General features: G+C 63.1%; 9 protein-coding genes. 8 read left to right on the plus strand and 1 reads right to left on the minus strand.

Annotated features, from left to right (window positions below; genetic code table 11):
* Window positions 1-62 precede the first annotated feature (62 nt).
* From pglW to PV768_RS20065, 8 genes are all read left to right on the plus strand, one after another.
* Entirely contained in the window at window positions 63-4,283 is a 4,221-nt protein-coding gene (gene pglW, locus PV768_RS20030; RefSeq protein WP_321213705.1) for a BREX system serine/threonine kinase PglW, read from the plus strand.
* Window positions 4,280-7,843, plus strand: a complete 3,564-nt coding sequence (pglX, locus tag PV768_RS20035; protein ID WP_321213706.1) for a BREX-2 system adenine-specific DNA-methyltransferase PglX — start codon at window positions 4,280-4,282, stop codon at window positions 7,841-7,843. Before pglW ends, pglX begins: the two co-directional genes overlap by 4 nt.
* Complete coding sequence (locus tag PV768_RS20040) at window positions 7,840-11,631, plus strand: DUF6079 family protein (RefSeq protein WP_321213707.1); 3,792 nt, start codon at window positions 7,840-7,842, stop codon at window positions 11,629-11,631. The genes pglX and PV768_RS20040 overlap by 4 nt, the downstream gene beginning before the upstream one ends.
* Window positions 11,628-14,384 carry a BREX-2 system phosphatase PglZ gene (pglZ, locus tag PV768_RS20045; RefSeq protein ID WP_421093995.1) on the plus strand — a complete coding sequence of 919 codons (2,757 nt, stop codon included), beginning with the start codon at window positions 11,628-11,630 and terminating at the stop codon, window positions 14,382-14,384. The genes PV768_RS20040 and pglZ overlap by 4 nt, the downstream gene beginning before the upstream one ends.
* Window positions 14,377-15,729, plus strand: coding sequence for a BREX system ATP-binding protein BrxD (gene brxD / locus PV768_RS20050; RefSeq protein WP_321213709.1), 1,353 nt, complete (start codon window positions 14,377-14,379; stop codon window positions 15,727-15,729). The genes pglZ and brxD overlap by 8 nt, the downstream gene beginning before the upstream one ends.
* Window positions 15,726-17,858 carry a DEAD/DEAH box helicase gene (locus PV768_RS20055; protein ID WP_321213710.1) on the plus strand — a complete coding sequence of 711 codons (2,133 nt, stop codon included), beginning with the start codon at window positions 15,726-15,728 and terminating at the stop codon, window positions 17,856-17,858. The genes brxD and PV768_RS20055 overlap by 4 nt, the downstream gene beginning before the upstream one ends.
* 497 nt (window positions 17,859-18,355) lie before the next feature.
* Window positions 18,356-18,565, plus strand: a complete 210-nt coding sequence (locus PV768_RS20060) for an RES domain-containing protein (protein ID WP_421093996.1) — start codon at window positions 18,356-18,358, stop codon at window positions 18,563-18,565.
* A 35-nt stretch (window positions 18,566-18,600) separates the two neighbouring features.
* On the plus strand, window positions 18,601-18,816 hold the full coding sequence (locus tag PV768_RS20065; RefSeq protein WP_421093997.1) for an RES family NAD+ phosphorylase: 216 nt from the start codon (window positions 18,601-18,603) through the stop codon (window positions 18,814-18,816).
* Window positions 18,817-19,420: 604 nt separating this feature from the next.
* On the opposite strand, the gene PV768_RS20070 is transcribed toward PV768_RS20065, so the two are convergent.
* Window positions 19,421-20,596, minus strand: a complete 1,176-nt coding sequence (locus PV768_RS20070; protein WP_421093998.1) for a zinc-ribbon domain-containing protein — start codon at window positions 20,594-20,596, stop codon at window positions 19,421-19,423.
* Window positions 20,597-20,644: the final 48 nt, after the last annotated feature.

Raw genomic sequence — 20,644 nt, forward strand, 5'->3', positions numbered from 1 at the left:
GGTTGGTAATGTAAGCCAGTGGTGTCTATATGTACGGAAGCATGTCTCGTGGGGGAACTGGTGTGGAGCAAGACCGCTGGATCGAAGTAAGCGATTCGCAGTTCCCGCATGAGATCGAGGGCCTTGCCTACCTCAGGAACAAGATCCCAGCGCAGAGCCCCTACCGAGTATGGAGCAACTTCGAGTTCCGGGACGGCCGCGGCGGCTGGCATGAAGTCGACGCTCTCTTACTCGGCCGTGGCGGCCTCCACCTCTTGGAGCTCAAGTATTATTCCGGCCGGCTGACCGGCAATGACACTCAGTGGCTCCGTGACGGTAGACGCGCTGAACCTTCTCCCCTTCTGCTAGCAAGGCGCAAGGCGCAGTACCTGGCCTCAAAGCTCAAAGACGCCCTCGCTGACTGGGCACGCGAAAAGGGCATTGGGTTCGACGAGGTGCGCGGCCTTGTCCCCTTCGTCAATCAGGCCGTATTCCTTCACCACCCGCGGTTTGTCAGCGAACTCCCCCCTTCCTCGGCGCTCGGTCTCTATGGACTCGATGAAGCGGAAGCTATCAGCCATCTTCCTGGCATCAGCGATCTCATTGGCCAGGAACCTCGTGCCAACGCTGCCATCGGTCAGAACCAGGAAGCGATCCTCGTAGATCTCATGGCGCGCATCGGCCTGGTCCAGCGCCGCGAACGCGAGGCGGGGTCGTGGATCATTGCAGACGGAGCCCTTGACGAGGGCCCGGGATGGCAAGACTGGAGCGGCTATCACAAGGTCTCCAAGCAGGAAACGGTCCGGATCCGTTTCCAGGTCACGCCGCCGGGAACATCGCAGTCCGTAGCCAGCCGCAACTACAAGATCGCCGAACACGAGTTCCGGCTCATGAGTCGGCTTTCACATGACGGGCTCTTGAGGCCCCGCGATCTGGTCGACTCTGAGCTCGGGGTCGGATTGGTTTACGACTATTCCGATGGCATGCAGCGACTGGATCTCTGGCTCGCGGGGCAGCCTAACGGGCTGCCCTTGGATCAGCGCTTGTCCATCATCCGTCAGCTGGCAGAAGCCCTAGACTACGCGCACCGTAACCAAGTGGTCCACCGTGGATTGAGTCCGAAGGCCGTCTGGGTCAAGACTGTTCACGGACAGCCCAAGGTCCTTATCGGCGACTGGCAAAGCGCTGGCCTAGCCTCAGGTCAGGTCCTCACCGGGCACGCCGCCGACGGCGTCACTTCCTTGCTGGACCGCAGGCCGGACCCCAATCAGGCAGACGCGTGGCTGACCGAAGCTTTTGAAGCCCCAGAGGGACGCTGGCAACCGGAATCAGCAGATCGTATCCGGGTGGACGTCTTTTCTCTTGGAGCCTTGGCTTACTTCATCCTCGCATCGCAACGTCCCGCTGATTCGTCGCTGGTCCTTGCGGAGCGCCTCCGGAACCAGCGTGGCCTGGACCTGTCCCTCGAGCTGCCCTCTATCTCGCCAAGCATCCGCGAAGCCGTGCTGGGTGCCACCAGGCCCGCCCCCGGCGAGCGGTTCGACGGCGTTGGTAAGTTCGTGGACGCCTTGTTCGATTCCTCCTCGCCCTCCGCCTTAGCAAGTGAGGACGTCGACGCCGTCGAGGCTGCTCCGGGCACGGTTTTGGCTGACGGACGATTTACTGTCGTTCGCCGGCTCGGGCGCGGCTCGACTGCGGTCGGGCTGCTGGTTAAAGACGCGGACGACGACGGCGCGCAGCGGGTGTTGAAGGTTGCGGTGGACGCGAAGGCGGCGCAACGGCTCCACGAAGAGGCCGCAGTGTTGCGTGCGCTGTCCGGTCCGCGCTTGGTCAAGATTGTCGATGGGCCGCTCTCCCTCGGCGACCGCTCAGCCTTGCTGCTGGAGAGCGCTGGCGAGCAAACGCTCAGCGAGCTGCTGCGCGAGCGTAAACGTCTCTCCCTGGACCTGCTGGAAAGACTCGGCCGGGACCTCCTTGAGGCACTTGTCCAGCTGGACAAGGACGGTGTTGATCACCGCGACATCAAGCCAGGCAACTTGGGCGTTCGGACGGAGCGCAGCGGCAAACACCTCGTACTGTTCGACTTCTCCCTGTCCCGTGCTGCGGCATCGGACATAGCTGCAGGCACCCCTCCCTATCTGGATCCATTCCTCGGTGGCCTCCGCTCGCGGTTCGATTCCGCGGCGGAACGGTACGCCGCCGCCGTCGTACTGTTTGAAATGGCAACCGGCCACACGCCGTTCTATGGTGACCCGCTTGCCAACCCCGCGTCCGTACCGGACGAAGCCACCATCGAGGCCCACGACTTCGACCGGGCCGTTGCCCCGCGCCTCGTCTCCTTCTTCCGCACGGCGCTGGCCCGCGAAGCCAAGCGACGCTATGACACCGCTACGGAGATGCTGGAAAACTGGCGGGCTGCGTTCCCGACAGATGCCACCACCGCCCCGGAGAACTCGGATGAACTCGCGGCTGTGGCCACACCGGCCACCCCGCTGGAGCAGTCCGGCCTTTCGGCGCGCGCCCTCTCCGCCCTGGAACCGCTCGGAGTCACCACGGTTGGGGAGCTCACGGCCGTCGACCCAATCCGGCTCAACGCCCTTCGGGGCGTTGCACTCGCCACCCGCCGGGAGGCTTCCGCGCGAGCAAGCCTCTGGCGGGAAAAGTTCGGAGAGAAGAAGCAGGGAAACCAGACGACCGCTCCGCTTCCCTCGGTGCTGGCCCTTGCCGAACAGCTCATCGAGGCAGCTGGAACACGGAAGGCAGTGCAGTCCCGAGCTGCCGCCGGCCTGATCCTTGGCACCTACGGCGATGTGGACGCGTTTGCCACCCAGGCGCAGCTGGGTGCAAACCTGCCCAACCCTGTCACTGCGGCCGGCGCGAACCAGCTCGTCGGGAAACTCCAGACTTCCTGGGCCGAGGAACCACGCGTGCTGGGCTACCTGCGTCACCTGACCAGCGTGGTAAACCAACGCCTTGCTGCCCTTGGCGGGACGGCAACGGTCGACGAACTGGCCGCAGAAGTGCTCGCCCAGACCACGATCGAGTCCGAGCGAACCGGCGAGAACGAACGCATCGCCCGAGGTCTCCTGCGGATCGTCATTGACCGTCAGCGGGCCCTCAAGCGCGCAGATGTCAACGACGAACCCCTTGAACTGCGCCGGCGGGAGGGCAGCGCGCTGTTGATCGCCAGCGAGGCACCGTTGCTAGATGTGGCAGAACGACTGGGCCGTGAAGGCGATGCGCTGCTTGCGGAGTCGACGGCGCAGCCCGCCCTTGTTCCTGCCGAACGGGTCCAGCAGCGGCTGTCGGCGATACTCGACGCTGCAGGCATCGAAGAGCCTTTGCTGCGCGATAGGGTCCGGCTGGCCCGCTTGGCCGCCGCGCTGTCCCGTCATGCCGCAGCGTCCGGTTCCGGCGAGCTGCACCACCGGGATCTGTCCCAGGTCGAGGCGCTGGGGCTTGCCCTGCGCGGAGTGGCGGGGCCGCAGCGACTTTCGCCCCGCGAAATCGTGGACCGCGTGCGCGTCCGCTTCCCGGCCGTGCAGGGTCTTCCGACGTCAGGACGTCTCGCCGAGCTTCTCCGTGAGGCTGGCCTGGACCTGGTCCACGACCCCGATTCCGGGACATACGGTGCGCCCACCATTGTGGAACCATCACAGAGCAGTTCCTCACGTCTAGGCACAGGAACGCATGTCGGCGGCCTTGGGTCCGGCGCATACACCCCGGAGCAAAGGCTTACCGAAAGTGTCACCCTGCGGTCCTTCCTGGCGTTGGGTGCCCGCGCCGACCGCTGCGGCGCGCTGGCCGACCGGCTGGAAGCGGAGTTCAACGCGCAACGGATCGATGTCACTGCACTGCTGCTGGACGAGCTGAAGTCCCTGAGCCTCCGGGAGGGTTTCCCGTCCTGGGAGGCGCTGGTGCGCGCGGACGCGCAGCCCGAGAATGACCGGGCTTCCCGCGGTGTGTCCGCAGCAGTGAAGCTGGCCGTGCCCGTTGTCGAGACGGCCATCGCGCAGGCGACTGCCGACGTTCCCGAACAGGAATCCCGACCGGTCCTCATCGTCGAAGCTTCCCCCTTGGTCCGCTATGGACATGCCGATCTCATCCGGCGTTGGAGCGATCTGGCCACCCCCCGCGGCCAGGCGGTGTGGGTGATTCTGCCCCAGGTCGGAGCGAACCAAGGACCGCTGCTCGACGGCGCCTCGGTTCAGACCTCCCCTAACCAGTATCTCCGTGTCGAAACCGCCTGGATTGACGCCCAGACAGACCTCATCCCGGCAGCCGTCGAAGGAGCCACCGCATGACCATTGGCAAGGAACTCACCCCCAAGCTGCAGAAGCTGGTACTCCGGGTCGAAGACGACCTGCGCGCCAGGCTGGAAGAAGATCGGGAGCTCAAAGCCAAGTGGCAGTCCGAGCATGCGGAGGCCCTGCGCGCCGAGCGCACCTCCTCCGCCTGGGTCAGCTGGCGTGACGACCGCATCACCCAGGCTGCCGTCGGCTGGGTCCTCACCACGGTTTTCCTGCGCTTCTGCGAGGACAATGCATTGCTCTCCAAGGTCTGGATCTCCGGTCCCGGCGCCCGCCGCCAGGAAGCGTTCGACGCCGAAAACGCCTACTTCCGCGCCCACCCCGAAAACACGTGGCGCGAATGGATTCTGGAAGGCATTACCCACCTGCGGTCCTTCCCGGCCACCGCTGCCCTGGTCGACGAACACGCCGCACTCTGGCAGGTCTCCCCGTCCGGTGCCATGGCCAAGGAAATCCTGGACTTCTGGCGCGCCACCGACGAGGCAGGCGTCCCGGTCTACGACTTCCAGGATGGCGAACTTTCCACCCGCTTCCTGGGCGACCTTTACCAGGACCTCTCTGAATACGCGAAGAAGACCTTCGCACTGCTCCAGACCCCCGAGTTCGTCGAGGAATTCATCCTCGACCAAACCCTTACCCCTGCGTTGGCCGAGCGCCCGCTGGAAGGGTTCAAGCTCATCGACCCCACCTGCGGCTCCGGGCACTTCCTTCTTGGCGGATTCCAGCGGCTGCTATCAGCGTGGGACTCCAAGGCACCGAACCTGGAAGCCCGCGACCGCGTTCAAAAGGCACTCAACGCGATCCACGGCGTGGACCTCAATCCCTTTGCGGTGGCCATCGCCCGCTTCCGGCTCACCATCGCCGCACTTCAGGCTACGGACGAGCTCGATCTGGAGCGGGCTCCCGACTTCAGCTTCCACTTGGCCGTCGGCGACTCGCTGCTGCATGGACGGGCGCAGCGCGAGTTCCGATTTGAGGGCTTCGACGCCGATGCGGAGTTATCCGGATTCGCATACGCCACCGAGGACCTCGAACAGCTCAAGCGGATCCTAAGGCCAGGTCAGTACGACGTGGTGGTAGGCAATCCGCCCTACATCACGGTTAAGGACAAGACCCTTAACGCGGCTTACCGCAAGCTGTACAAGACGTGTAAGGGAACTTATGCCTTGTCCGTGCCGTTCATGGAGCGGTTCTTTGGTTTGGCCAAACACGGTACCGATTCCCAGCCCGCGGGCTGGACGGGCCAGATCACCTCGAACTCCTTCATGAAACGAGAGTTCGGGTCCAAGATCATCGAGGAGTACCTCACTCGGCAGGACCTGCGTCTGGTCGTGGACACTTCCGGCGCTTACATCCCCGGCCACGGCACCCCGACGGTCATCCTTGTTGGCCGGCACCAACACCCCGTCAGCCAGACAGTGCGTGCCGTCCTAGGCGTGCAGGGGGAACCGGGGCAGCCCTCGGACCCGGCCAACGGGATAGTATGGCGAGCAATCACAGACCACATCGATATGCCCGGACACAATGACCAATGGATTTCCGTTGCCGACCTTCCCCGTCGTAGCTTCGCCACCCATCCGTGGAGCTTAACGGGCGGTGGGGCCACGGCCCTGATGGATGCGATTTCGCTATCTGCCAACCAGGCCCTGGGAGATGTGAGCAAAGAGATCGGCTTTGCTGCCGTAACTCGTGAAGATGAAGCCTACTTAGTAGGGGAGGCGACCCTTCGCCGAAAAAGGATCGCAAAAGAGAATATGCTGCCGCTTGTCGCCGGGGAGGTAGTTCGTGATTGGCGAGTTAGTGATGCTGTTGTAGCACTTTGGCCCTACGACGCCTCAACGCTGAAGGGCCACGCCGATTCGCACATATTGAAGTTTCTTTGGCCCTACAGATCCATGCTGGCGTCCCGAGTTGCGTACGGCTTGACGCAGATCGAACGTGGGCTTGAGTGGTACGAGTACTCGATGTTTTTCGACAAGCGTTATCGAATCCCCCTCTCCATTACGTTCGCGTTCGTCGCGACGCATAACCATTTTGTACTCGACCGCGGGGGGAAAGTTTTCAAACAGTCCGCCCCCGTGATCAAGCTGCCAGAGGGAGCCTCGGAGGATGAACACCTTGCCCTACTCGGCGTCCTCAATTCCTCGACCGCTTGCTTCTGGCTAAAACAGAACAGCTACCCAAAAGGCGGCGATCCTGTTGGAAACGATGGCGCGCGCGTCTCGCAGCAGCCATGGTCGGACCGTTACGAATTCACGGGCACAACACTGCAGGACTTTCCGCTGCCTTCATCGATGCCGCTGAGCCGGGGTCGGCACCTCGATGAGCTCGCGCAATCTATAGCAGCAGTATCTCCCTCCTCTTGCGTGGAGACCGCGCATCCGACAGCTTCTGCACTGTCGGATGCCCGGAAGTTGGCCCAGAATCTCCTTGGTCAGATGGTGGCGGCCCAGGAGGAATTGGACTGGGAGACGTACCGCCTTTATGGACTGATCGATGAGGACCTGACCTACAAGTGTGAATCGTTGCCGGCGCTCGAGCTTGGACAGCGGGTCTTCGAAATCGTGCTGGCACGACAGATCGCCAACGGCACCACTTCGTCCGCATGGTTCTCCCGCCACGGCTCCACACAGGTCACCGAGATCCCTCCCGAATGGCCGGCAGACTACCGAGAACTTGTAGAGCGCCGGCTCGGTGTCATCGAAACCAACCCCAACATTCGGTTCCTCGAGAAGCCCGAGTTCAAGCGGCGCTGGGCAACCGAGCCGTGGGACAAGCAGCAGGAACAGGCCCTGCGCGGCTGGCTTCTGGACAGGCTGGAAGTTCCCTCCTTCTGGTTCGACGCGCAGGACCGCCCGACGGCGCGCAGCCTCTCCCAGCTGGCCGACATGGTATCCCGCGACGCTGACCTAGTCAGCGTTTTGGCGCTGTGGGACGGAACTATCGACGTCGACGTCTCCAAGGCCCTCACCAGGCTGCTGACCGACGAAGCTGTCCCTTATCTGGCCGCCCAGCGGCTCAAGGAACCCGGCTTGCGCAAGCGCGAAGCGTGGGGGGAAACCTGGGAGCTGCAGCGGCGGGAAGACAATGGCGAAAAAGTCGGCAAGATCCCAGTTCCGCCTAAATACACCACTGCAGACTTTCGGAACACGTCCTGGTGGCAAGCCCGCGGAAAACTCGACCTGCCCAAGGAACGGTTCATCCTGTACCCGGACGCGGGACGTTCTACTGACCCGACGTTGCTGCTCGGCTGGGCGGGGTGGGACCACGTCCAGCAGTTCCTCGTTCTGGCCACCATCATGGATGAACGGATCGCCGAAGGTTCGGAAGATGCTCAGCTGATCCCACTGATAGCCGGTATGGCGGAAGTACTGCCATGGGTGGAGCAGTGGCATGGCGATCTGGATCCGAACTTCGGCATGAGCATGGCCGAGTTCTGTTCCGGACAATTGGAGGAACGGATGACCCAGCTCAATGTCTCGAACACCGATCTGAAGGCATGGCGTCCTGCCACGGCCACCCGCGGCCGCCGTGCCGTCAAGGAGAACGCATGACCATCCTGCTTCGCAACGTCTTCGACATTCCTGAACGCGCGGGCGTGGAGGACTATGTCCTCCGCCTCACCGACGCCGTCAGCGGCGACGGCGCCCGGCACGCCCTCGACGACTATGTAGTCACGCCATCTTTGGTCGAGGCGTTCGATTCCGCAATGGGACTAGTGTCCAACGCGCTCACCACGGGCATCAACCGCGGGGCGTTCCTGACCGGGTCCTTCGGCTCTGGTAAGTCCCACTTCATGGCTGTCCTTCACGCGCTGCTGCGTCATGATCCGAAGGCACGTTCAGTAGCGGAGCTGCAGGAAACCGTGGCCCGCCATGACTCCGTCTTGTCCGGCCGGAATATTCTGCCGCTGGCCTTCCATTTCTTGGACGGCAAGTCGATGGAACAAGTCATCTTCGACGCCTACGTCCGCCATATCCAAGTCGCGCACAATGGTACATCCTTGCCCGCCCTCTTCGCGTCCGACGCACTCCTTGAGGACGCCGAGAATCTGCGACAGCAGATCGGAGACGATGCGTTCCTTCAGGGCCTGGGCGGCGGGCAGGTCGACGATGAGTTCGATGAATTTTCCGGCTTGCTCGGCTCAAGCGGCTGGGGGCTCGACCGCTATAAGACTGCTCTCACCGCGCCGGCTCAGAGCGTAGAGCGACAGTCGCTTGTCAGCGCCCTGGTCGGGACGTACTTCAAGGCCTACGTACGCTCCGGTGAGTACGTGGATCTGGACACAGGCCTCGCCGCCATGTCTGCACACGCCAAGTCGCTGGGGTACGACGCCGTCGTCCTGTTCCTCGATGAACTGGTCCTCTGGCTTGCCTTCGGCATGCATGAACCGGAGTTTTTCCGCCGGGAATCGCAGAAGCTGACTAAATTAGTGGAGGGCTCCTACGGGAGCCTTGAGGCCCCGCTGGTCTCCTTTGTGGCCAGGCAGATGGACCTGCGTAAGTGGTTCGCCGACGCCGGTGCCAACGGTGTCCAGCAGGAGGCGCTCGAATCCGCGTTCCGGCACCAGGAGGGACGCTTCGCAAAGATCGAACTGGGCGATGACAACCTCCCGTTCGTCGCCAGCAAGCGCCTCCTGAAGCCCACGGACGACTCCGCCAGACAGTCCGTAGACGATGCCTTCACCCGGCTGGACCGCAACCCTAAAGTCTGGGACGTGCTGCTTGACGGGGTCAATTCCGATGACCAGCACCGTGGTTCGGATGAGAAAGCCTTCCGGCTCACCTACCCGTTTGCCCCCGCCTTGGTCTCCACCTTGCGTTCCCTGGCCAGCGTCATGCAGCGCGACCGCACCGCACTGAAAGTCATGCAGCAGATGCTGGTTGACCGTCGGAACACGATGAGCATCGAGGAGGTCATACCCGTAGGCGACAGTTTCGATTACATCGTCAAGGGTCAGGCCGGGGCCGCCCTCGACGCGCAGGCTGCGGCGCTCTTCCGATCCGCCACCCAGCTGTACCAGGACAAGCTGCTGCCCAAGCTTCTCTCGACCCACCACCTTGCCGCTGCCGACCTGCAGGACCAGTCCCGGCTGACTCCGGCATTTCGCGCGGACGACCGACTCGCCAAGACGCTACTGCTCTCCGCTGTCGCTCCCAACGTCCCCGCCCTGAAGGCGCTGACGGCGGCCCGGCTCGCTTCGCTGAACCACGGATCCATCGCTTCCCCGCTGCCCGGCGGAGAGGCCAACATTGTGCTGGCCAAGGTCAAGAACTGGTCCCGTGAGGTGCCCGAAATCCATGTGGGCTCGGAACCGCTGAACCCCATCATCCGGGTCCAACTGTCTAATGTGGACTACGAGTCAATCGTGGAGAAAGCCAAAGGCGAAGACAACCCCGGGCGCCAGCGTGAGCTTATCCGCAAGCTGGTAGCCGAAGGGCTCGGCCTGGAACTCGGCGACCCCGATGCATGGAACGTTTACCGGCACCCGGTGGTTTGGCGCGGCTCCAAACGCGAGGTCGAACTGGTCTTCGGCAATGTGCGCGATGCAGGCTGGCTCACAGACGAGCATTTCCGTGCAGGGGCCGGCGCCTGGCGCTTCGTCGTCGACCACCCCTTCGATGAACAACAGCACACCGCCACCGAGGACATCGAGCGCATCGAAAACTTGCGCGCCCGCAATTTCACCTCGCGAACGGTCGTCTGGCTACCCCGCTTCCTCTCGTCAGATTCGATGCGTGACTTGCGCCGGCTCGTGGTTCTCGACTGGTTGTTGGAAGGCACCGGAGACCGGTGGAACAGCCACGCCAATCACCTCAGTGAAGTCGACCGCCAACAGGCCCGCGGCATCCTCGAATCTCAGCAAGCGGCCCTGCGCGAGGGCTTGCTACGTATCATCCAGCAGGCTTACGGAGCAGCGACCCCCGCACCCGGGGCCCTGCTCGAAGATCCCGCGCACGTGGAGGTCCTGTACTCCCTGGACCCGGAGTACGTGCCGCAGCCCCCTGTCGGGGCCACCCTCGGGGCAGGTTTCAGGCAGTTAGTGAATCGTGCTTTCGAATCCGCTTACCCGGGCCACCCTCGCTTCGAGCCGGAGGACACCGAGGTCAGGGTTGCCGACCTCAAGGCGGTTGCCGCCGCGCTTGAGGCCGCCGCTGCCGATCCTGAAGGCCGCGCCCCCTACCCGGGAGATGCCCGGACAGTCCGCAGGATCGCCAACCCTTTAGAAGTCGGGCTCGCAGGAGAAACTCATTTCCTCTTCGGTGACGGCCGCTTCGGACCGTGGGGTGCCGCGCTTGAGCGAGGGCTCTCCCGCGCCGGCATAGGCAATGACGACCCCGTCACCGTTTCGAAGCTGCGCGAAATCATCGCCGGAGTCGAACCGGCACATGGGCTGCGCAACGAGGTCTCGGACCTGATCGTCATCGCGTGGGGTTTGTTGCGCCAGCGTGCCTGGTTCAACCATGGCGGAGCCTTATCCGCCACCCCACCGCCTGGTTCGCTCCAGCCCAGCATGGAGCTGCGCCCGCAGCCGATGCCCACTGAAGAGGAATGGGAGGCCGCCCGGGCCACCACGGGCCGCGTCTTGGGTATCGAGGCTCCAAAGTACCGCACCCCGGCCGCCGTGGCCACCCTTGCCGACGCGACCCGAACGCTCGCACGCCGCACTGTTACTGATGCTGATGTGCTCGTCAACGCCTTGGAGTCCGCCGCAACAAGACTCGGGATCGACGGCGGGCCACGCCTTCAACTTGCCCGCGGGATTGCATCTACTCTGGGAGCGCTGCAGCACCAGAACGGTGTCACGCTGATCCAGACCCTGGCTGGCCTTGATCTCCCGGCTTCGCCAGAGGAAGCGGCAGCATCCCTGGCCCGCGCCAAGGAAGTTGCCGCAGCCGTATCGACCTTCGCGTGGAACCGGCTGGCTCCCGTCCGTGAAGCTGCCAAGGGGCAAGATACTCGCGCGGATGCCGCCCAAAACATCCTCGACCAGCTCACGACCGCCCTGAGCGGCCATGAGCACGCCTACGCATGCGCGAAGGCGCTCAAGACCGCCGAAGACGGAATATTTGATTGGCTCGCCACGGCGTCGCCCCCACCTGTCATGCCTCCCATTCCTGTCTCTCCACCTGTTCCACCGGTGGTTACACCCGAACCTACCGAAGGTAAACCCGAACGTCCGGACGATGTCGACCTTCCGCTCACGCCGCCGCAGTCAGTAACTCCAGGTGGTGAGTGGCGCACAGCCCGTGGCGGAGACAACGTGGTAGCCGAACTGCAGGAGTTCATCCTTGAAAACCCTGGTCGCCGTGTCGAGGTGCAATGGAGGATCGTCGGGTGAACGGCCAGGCAGTCGTTCAGGGCACGGTGAGCACCGCAGTTGTCCGTTCCCTTATTTCCGCGGCCCGCAAGCACGGCACTCAGCGCGTGATCGGTCTCCGTGCAGTCCCGGACGCCGATGCTGAACGACGCTTTGCGGATTCCGGGGAACGAGTACACGTACTGCCGTGTGTTTCGTCGCTGGCCATCCGAGACGCGTTGCGCAACCGTGCCGGTAATGAATGGCTCGTGATCCTGACGGACCGGCCGGAAGAGGATCTGGGGGCCGGAATCCTTGGGCACTTTGCGAACCAGAGGCTTCAGACACCAGGTGCGTGGGAAGCACTCAAGGAACGTTTCGGTGCTGATCGAATCGACCGCCCGCTGTCCACTCTCAAGCAGCGGCTGCCAGTGGCACAAGGCCTATTGCGCATCACCCCGGATGAAGGATGGCCTGCAGCTCCCGGAGCAGTCCTGACCATCGACCATGCCTTCGCTTCAGTCGCGGAGCGGCAGCTGGCACTGCAGCGTGGTCCGGTAGATGGCCTCAGCGTCCTCGAATGGACCATGCGGACCGATGCCACAGATCGTATGGCAGACCTGCGCGAGTTTGGCGGTGACGAACTTGCTGACGCAGTTCTTCAATGGCTGACCGACCGCGCAGGGCTGGCAGGGAAGCCGCTCCTGAGGTTTCTTCTCACCGGCCGCGCCGCCGAAGCAGTGCCGGTCGGCATCGCCTTGAACGTGCTTACCGAGACTGGGGGGCGGACAGCCCAGGACCGGCAGCTCAGCGAGCTTGCGCTGGCACGGCTCGAGCACCTCTGGGCCGGTTCCGCGGAACCCATTACCCCCTCCATGCTGGCGGCACTCGGTAAGTCAGCCCGCAACGTTGTCGAAGCGCAACTGGAGGATCCGGCTCGCTGGCAGGAGGCCCACGCGGCCTTGCAGGCGGCCGACAGATTACTCACTAAGATCCAGGCTTCCAGCTTGGGCCGAGATTCGCAGCTGCTCCCCGCGGGACTCACCGCGATGCTACAACGGCTCGCGGAAATGCTACGTTCTTTCCCTGAGTCCGGGATCGACGCCGTGGAAAAGGCCTGGGCAGCGGCCGAAGACCACCGTCTGGCATATCCGCTACGAGGCAACGCCCAGGATCCGCGCGTGGCCCCATTCCACGCTGCCGTCAGATTGGCCCGCTGGCTCACCGGCAAAAACACTCTTCCCAACGGTTTCATCGATGCCGTGCATTTGCATGCTCACGTCCACGCTTGGGTCGACGCCGCCTACAACGACGTGGCTGCCGGCGTCAGCGACCAACTCTTGGGCGAAGGTCTCGCCACCATCCTGCGACTCACTGAGCAACGGCGCCACGGCCATGACCGAGAATTTGCGCGGCTGCTGGCCACGTCGACCTCCTTGGACGAAGGCAGAGCGACAGGCCACTTGGACGGCGCAGGAGACCCCGTGTGGCATCTGGAGCGCTTGCTGCCCTCAGTGGTTCTGCCGCTCGCCCGAGCAAAGAACACACTCCTCCTGGTTCTCGACGGCATGAGCGCCGCCAGCGCCGCGGAACTCTCCTCCACCGTGCTCCACGGGAACGAGGGCTGGGCCGAGGTTATTCCGGCTGCATCGGAACGCCGTGGGTCCGCCGTGGCCGTGCTGCCAACGCTCACGAACCTCAGCCGAGCTTCCTTGTTCAGCGGCGAGTTGACGTCGGGAGGGCAGTCCCGCGAATTGTCCGGCTTCGCCGCAGTGACAAAGGCCGGCGGGATCGCCCAATCACAGCTCTTCCACAAGGCGCCCCTGGATTCGTCACGTCCTGGATTGGCCCTGCAGGACGACATTTCCGTTGCCATCGCCGACCAACGGACCCCGCTCGTGGCCTGCGTTCTGAACACCATTGATGACGCCCTGGACAAGAGCGACCCGGCCGGAACCACGTGGACGCCTGACACCGTCCGGCACCTGCGACCGTTGCTATCCGCCGCGATGGCCGCCGGACGCACCGTGGTCATGACGTCCGATCACGGGCACATCGTGGAGCGTCGCCGCGGGGAACTGCGCGCGTTCGGTGAAGCGAGCAGCGCACGGTCCCGGCTGCCGGAGACCCCTATTGGTGAAGATGAGGTTCTTGTCCAAGGACGCCGGGTTCTCGCCGAGGGAGGGCGCGCAGTACTCGCCGTCGATGAAACCCTGCGCTACGGACCGATCAAGGCCGGATACCACGGGGGCGCTTCCCCCGCAGAGGTTGTCATTCCGGTCGTTGTCTTAATTCCAGGCGACAACGTCCCCGGCGGGTGGAAGCTGGCGCCGTCACAGGAACCGCTGTGGTGGTCGGTTGTGGCCACCGGCGCCGCGGTGCGCCCGGCGATCCCGGGTGCCGGGCTGACGAAGACCGCCAAGGACAACACTCCATCGATGCTCGACATCCTCGACTCCCCAGACCAGATGCCCGCTGCGCCGCGGTTGGGCGCCGCCGTGGTGTCCTCAAGCATGTACAAGGCGCAGAAAGGGATCGCGGGCCGACTCGCAGTCTCCGATAACCAACTCGCTTCGCTGCTCGATGCGCTGGCCGCCGGGCCCGGGACCCGCTTGGCCAAGGAGGCTGCCGCCGTCGTCCTCCAGGTCGCACCCGCGCGCATGGATGGCGCGGTGGCCCAACTGCAGAAGCTGCTCAACGTCGAAGGCTACGGGGTGTTGCGTGTCGACGGTTCCATGCTGGTCCTGGACGCACGGCTGCTCCGCGAACAGTTCGGGGTGACAGATCGTGGCTGACGTCTCGCCTCGCAGGCGCCGTGAAGTGATCGACGCGTTGCGGCGCGGCACGGTTCCTTCCAACGGGCTCGATCTGCTGGCCGTCGGTCTGGAGCGTTTCCAGCGCGCCGTCGACGAGGAACTCGAGACGGTCGCAGGTAGTGGTGCCGTGGTCAAGGCTGTCCGTGGTGAGTACGGCACGGGTAAGACGTTCTACACCCGGCATCTTGCGGAGAAGGCGCTCAAGAAGGGTTTCGCCGCCGCCGAAGTGCAGATTTCCGAGACTGAGTCCCCGCTGCATAAGCTTGAAACCGTCTACCGGCGGATCACCGAATCGCTGCGCACTGCTTCGGTGGCGCCCAGCGCGTTCCGTTCCGTCCTGGATGCTTGGCTGTTCACCCTTGAGGACGATGCCATCGCCGCAGACCCCGCGCTGGCTACCGCTTCAGCGGCTGAGTTAGCGGCTGCCGCGGATGAGTTGCTGGACCGGCGATTGGCCGAGGTCAGTGCGAAGACACCTGCCTTTGCCCAGGCACTCCGCGGTTACCGTGCGGCCGTAGCCGCTGGAGATGCTGTGGTCGCGGACGGGCTTGCCGCATGGCTCGGTGGGCAGCCTCATGTGGGCGCTGCGGCCAAGCGCGGGGCCGGCATCCGTGGCGATCTCGATCACTTCGGTGCCTTGGGATTCCTGCAGGGTCTGCTGCTGATCCTGCGCGACGCCGGGCATCCCGGCCTGCTGGTGGTTTTGGACGAGGTCGAGACCCTGCAACGAATGCGCTCGGATGTGCGGGACAAAGCCCTCAACGCGCTGCGCCAGCTCATGGACGAAGTGGATTCCGGTCGGTTCCCAGGGCTGTATCTGGTTCTGACTGGAACACCGGCTTTCTTCACTGGCCCATCGGGAGTGCCCCGCCTGGCGCCCCTTGCACAGCGCTTGGCGACGGATTTCGGCACCGATTCGCGCTTCGACAACCCCCGGGCCGTACAGATCCGTTTGGCCGGCTTTGACCGTGAAGCGCTTGAAGCGTTGGGTATCAAGGTACGGGACCTTTACCTTCTCGGTGCCGACGCTCCTGACCGTATCCGCCAGCTCGTCGACGATCCCTACGTCACTGAGCTGGCCGGCGCGGTGACCGGTGGTCTGGGCGGCAAGGTGGGCATCGCGCCAAGGATCTTCCTCAAAAAGCTCATCAGTGACGTACTAGACCGCGTTGACCAGTTCGCTGACTTCGATCCGCGCCAGCACTACGCTTTAACCCTGGCCCGCGAGGAACTAAGCCCGGAGGAACGCAACGCCGTTGGCGGCACCGTCGGAGTGGCCGGCGGCTATGTGGCAACCGCGGACGACGTCGAACTCAACCTATGACGCAGCGTGTGGGTTTCGAGGCGCTGAACAGCGTGGTCCAGCACCATATCGCCAACACGCTGGGCTGGGGCAGCCTGCGGCCGTTGCAGTCAGAGTCCATTGGTCCCGTACTGGGCGGCAACGATTGCCTGCTCCTGGCTCCCACAGCTGGCGGTAAGACCGAAGCAGCCTTGTTCCCGTTGCTGACCCGCATGGCTGAGGATGGCTGGTCCGGCACCTCCGTGCTCTACGTATGTCCGTTGCGCGCGCTGCTGAATAACTTGGAGCCTCGGATCGCTTCCTACGCTGGCTGGCTCGGACGCACCGCGGCGGTCCGGCACGGCGACACCACTGCAGGCGCCCGCAAGCGTCAGGTCTTTGACCGACCGGACATCCTGCTGACGACCCCGGAATCGCTCGAGTCCATGCTGGTCTCCACCCTGGCGGATCCGCGACAACTCTTTGCAGATGTACGTGCCATCGTCGTCGACGAGGTCCATGCCTTTGCCGGTGACGATCGGGGTTGGCACTTCTTGGGAGTTGTGGAACGCATTTCTAAGCTGTCTGGCCGTCCCCTCCAGAGGATCGGACTGTCCGCGACGGTAGGCAATGCGCCGGAACTCTTGTCTTGGCTGCAAGGTAGCAATCGGATCTCGGAGAAACCTGCGTCCGTCATTGCTCCGGACGGTGGCTCTGCGGCCTTACCGGAGATGCAACTCGACTTCGTGGGGAGCGACCTGAATGCCGCCAAAGTGATCGCTGCCCTGCATCGCGGCGAGAAACGCCTCGTCTTCGCAGATTCGCGACGAACGGTGGAAAAGGTGTCGCTGGGGCTGCGCGACCTTGAGGTGGAGACTTTCGTTTCGCATTCATCCTTGTCCGTGGACGCGCGCAGGCAGGCTGAAACAGCATTCTCGCAGGCCCGCAATTGCGTCATCGTCTCCACTTCTACCTTGGAACTCGGCATCGACGTAGGCGACCTCGATAGGGTCGTCCAGATCGGTGCACCGCGCACCGTGGCGTCGGTATTGCAGCGGCTCGGCCGGACCGGCCGCCGACAGGGAACCGAGCGGAACATGCTGTTCCTGTCCACGGACGACGCGCAGTTCCTTCGCGCCTGTGGCCTACTGTTGCTCTGGTCTGAGGGCTATGTGGAGCCTGTCACTCCCCCGCCGACTCCTTTGCACGTGGCAGCACAACAACTTTTGGGGCTGACACTCCAGGAACGGCGAATCGGGGCCAATACTTGGGACGAGTGGTTCTCTGGGCTCGAGCTCGCCTCTCCAGTCGAGTGGCAGAAGATTGCCGCCTGGTTGGTGAAAACGGGACACCTCGATTCCGACCAGGGAATGCTCTTCATGGGTCCTGAGGCTGAGCGTAAGTACGGGGGCATCCACTACCGGGACCTCATGGCCGTGTTCACGGCTGACCCGCAGGTAGTCATTCTGCACGGGCGCGAGGAAATCGGCTCCGTTGACCCAATGGTCCTCCAGCGCAAAGTCGATGGTCCACGCCTCCTTACACTCGGAGGCAGGGCTTGGCAAGTGAACTACGTCGATTGGAAACGCCACCGCGCCTACGTTGAACCATCGGCAAACGCCGCGGACTCCAAATGGTCAAGCATGCCGCAGCCGGAGTCCTATGCCCTGAGCGATGCAACGCGGCGGGTGCTTCTCGGGGCCACTCCCGCCGGCGTCTTGCTATCCAAAAGGGCTGCGACCAAGTTGGGCGAGCTGCGGGAGGAGTATTCCCAGCGGGTACTGGATGGTTCCACAGTTTTAGTCCGCGAGCCTAACGGGAGACTTCGCTGGTGGACTTGGGCCGGCGCCCGCGCGAACGCCGTGCTGGTCGCGGGGTTGCTCGACCTGGCACCTGACTTACTGGACGAATCGCGGGCCCACAACAACTGGCAAATCGGATTACGCGGCGACACCACCACTCCGGCTCTGACTGAGGCCATGAGGCAGATCGTGCTATTGCTCAAAGACGAGGCGCCGAGCCTACTTCCACGGGTTGACGACCGAGCCCTCAGAACGCTGAAGTTTGCTGAACTTCTTCCTGCTTCATTGGCCGTGAGCACCCTTGCTGAGCGAAGCAGCGATCATGCGGGTGCTTCGACGGTCGCCGCAAGACCCGTTGCCTCCGTCTAGTTCCCGAGGCGGCATGCTGGCCACCAGCCATGATGGACGCCTTGCGGCACCTATAGGCTCGCCGTATGCCACGAGCAATCTCCAACGACTGCGGGCGTTACCTGGTCACGACAGCTACTGGGAGCCAGTACGTGGTCAATCTAGACCACCGAACCATCGCCCGGAACATGGCGGCGACTTCAACGCTAGTTGACTTCTTAGAAGCTCGATTCTCACAGCTCCGTCGCGACGGCGAAGAACTTGAACGGGTCTGCTGAAGGTCTAGTTGACAGCTTGTCAAGCAAACCTTCAGCAGTCCCGCCCGTGAACGGTACCAACGTCGACAACTACTCCACTGTCTGGGATGACTTCGCCCATGACCTGGTTAAGCGAACCGCTCTTTCCCCTCCGGAGCTATTGACCCCCTGGTTCTGGATCACGTCATCGGGCGCAGTCTGCGCCGCATCCATGCCAGGACAAGCTTCTACCGCGGACGGATAAGCCCTGATGGAAGCCCCATCCCGCGCGGGAAGAGGGGAACGCCACCACCCAAGAGGGCCACCGGCGGAAGAGGCAACCCTACGGGCATTCCCCGCCTCTACTTGGCCTTTGATGAAGACACCTGTATCGCCGAGATCCGCCCGTCCACGCACAGCGCGATCACTGTGGCGCTTTCGAAACCACTGACGAAATTACCTTCCTGGACCTTTCGGCGATCCAGCCGCTGAATCCGTTCGTCCTCGAAGACGACAAGTTCAGTCAGCTGTACAGCTACAAGCTTCTCAAGCGGCTCGGCCTCGAACTCTCGAAGCCAGTGCGGCGTTCAGACAACGGCGTGGAGTACGCAGCGAGCCAGTACATCTGTGAATTTGTGAAATCTATCGGTATCGAGGGCATCAAGTACGCCAGCTCCGTACATCCAGGAGGACACAATCTCGTCGTGTTCAACGAGAAAAGGTCCGCGTCACGGGGAAGCTGACGACCTACGAAATCATCGGAGCCAAGTACACCACCCGGCCGACAACGACAGCCAAATGAGGCGACCACGGGCAGAGTCCGGCGGGCCCTCTGTACTGACCACGTCGCTTCATTAACTCGGTCTTTCCTCAGTTCCGCGTCTCTCCGAGCTGACGGAGGGGGGACGCCGTACGGCGGCTGCAGCCAACAAGTCACGATCTTCCTTCCTCAGCCGAAGCCGGGACAGGGAATCTATCGCGCGCCGGCCCATTCTGGCCCTTCGCGGCTCGTCGGACACAGAGGCGTCCAGAGCCCACCGCATATGCTCCCAGTCAACTTCACTGCCCTGCCCAGCGTGGAAGCCTCCGCGCCTACGCCGGAAGCTTCGCAGAACCAATAACACGATGAGCACCAATTCAATGACAAAAATAAGCATGACTGGCCCCACAGCAGCCACTATCTGCCACCACGGTGCGGGGTCGGCGTATATCACCACGTCGATCGTCTGAGTTGGGCTTGGATGCATTTCATATCACTCCTACGTCAATGGGCGCTCGGACTTTCCCCACGCCACTACAAATGCTTGGACTGCCACAAGCTTTGGGAGGAATGGGGGCTGGATGCGGTCAGCTGTTAGGCCCGTTGCGGGCTGCGCGCTGGTCGACGGGGCAGGCCGTGCATCCCCCGGCTCGGAGCCGGTTGCGGAACATCATGTGTTTTTCGTGTCCGAAGGGGCACCGCCACCCTCGAAGGCAGCTGCCGGGAAGGACTTCGGAAGCTGTCAGCCCGCCGTTCAGGTCAGGGGCCCAGTCTCGGGCCAGACCAGGGTACTGGGTGGCCAAGTCGTTAAATCCCGGCCAGAGTTTACGGTGCGAGCAGTAGGGGCAACCACACTTCTTGGGCCCGGTGCGGTTGTTTATTGGAGCCGGATAGTCGTGTCCCTTTGGGCAGAGCCAGTAAATTAGATCTTCGCTCCCGAACGTCACCTGTTGGGGCGTTCTTTCTCCGTTCTTAGTAGGATGCCATTCCGCTGCGATGTCGGGATGGGTCGTTCCGAGGTCATTGATTCCTGCTTCAAGGCGCCGGCCCGAGCAGATGGAGCATCCTTGGCCGCTTTTTCGCTTCTGAATCTTTTTCCAGTAGGTGTGGCCGTTGGGGCACAGCCAGGCAAATTTGTAGCCTGAGCCGCTGATGACGTGGTCGGGTCGGACGTCTCCGTTTAGGTCCGGATGCCATTCCGCGGCCAAGGCAGGGTGGGTCGTTGCTAGATCGTTAGTGCCTGCCAGGACAGCAAAGTTTGCGCACACTGCGCATCCGGAGCCGTTGCGGGCGCGGTTAGCAACGGTGGCAGGGTACCGGTGCCCCTTGCGGCAGATCCAGTGCACCATCTTGCCGCTACCCGACACCACGTCCCCTGGTTCTAATACATTGCGCGTCAGGTCCCATTCCACGGCCAGCCAGGGGTGGCTCTCAGCTATCGAGTTATACCCGGCTAAAGCCGTCAGCCCGGAACATACTGAACATAAAGGATTACCAAGGGCAAGGGCTTTGACCACCTTCGAGCAAGACCGCCTGATGACATGACCCGCTGCGCAGATGAAAACTGTTGGTTCCTTGGCCCCTCTGACTGCGGCTCGGCGTTTCGAACAGCTGCCTGCGACAACATACAGCTCCGAAAATTCCGGCCAAGACGTTCCCCTCGACAGTTCAAGCTGGTCCAGGTAACGGCTGAATGGCTCCAGAGGGCGCTGTGTCAGTCCCTGAGCCGGATTCCTGTCGGTGATGGTCGAAAAGTGAGCCATTGTGACGGTTGAAAACTGAGCCACCCGTTCCAAACGATTGGGTGGGTG

The sequence above is a fragment of the Pseudarthrobacter sp. CC4 genome, from assembly GCF_048957775.1.
Taxonomy (GTDB): Bacteria; Actinomycetota; Actinomycetes; order Actinomycetales; family Micrococcaceae; genus Arthrobacter.

Excerpts from the sequence above, each read along its gene's own strand:
- pglX (WP_321213706.1), top strand. The coding sequence starts at position 4,280 with ATGACCATTGGCAAGGAACTCACCCCCAAGCTGCAGAAGCTGGTACTC.
- PV768_RS20040 (WP_321213707.1), top strand. The coding sequence starts at position 7,840 with ATGACCATCCTGCTTCGCAACGTCTTCGACATTCCTGAACGCGCGGGC.
- PV768_RS20055 (WP_321213710.1), top strand. The coding sequence starts at position 15,726 with ATGACGCAGCGTGTGGGTTTCGAGGCGCTGAACAGCGTGGTCCAGCAC.
- PV768_RS20070 (WP_421093998.1), bottom strand. The coding sequence starts at position 20,596 with ATGGCTCACTTTTCGACCATCACCGACAGGAATCCGGCTCAGGGACTG.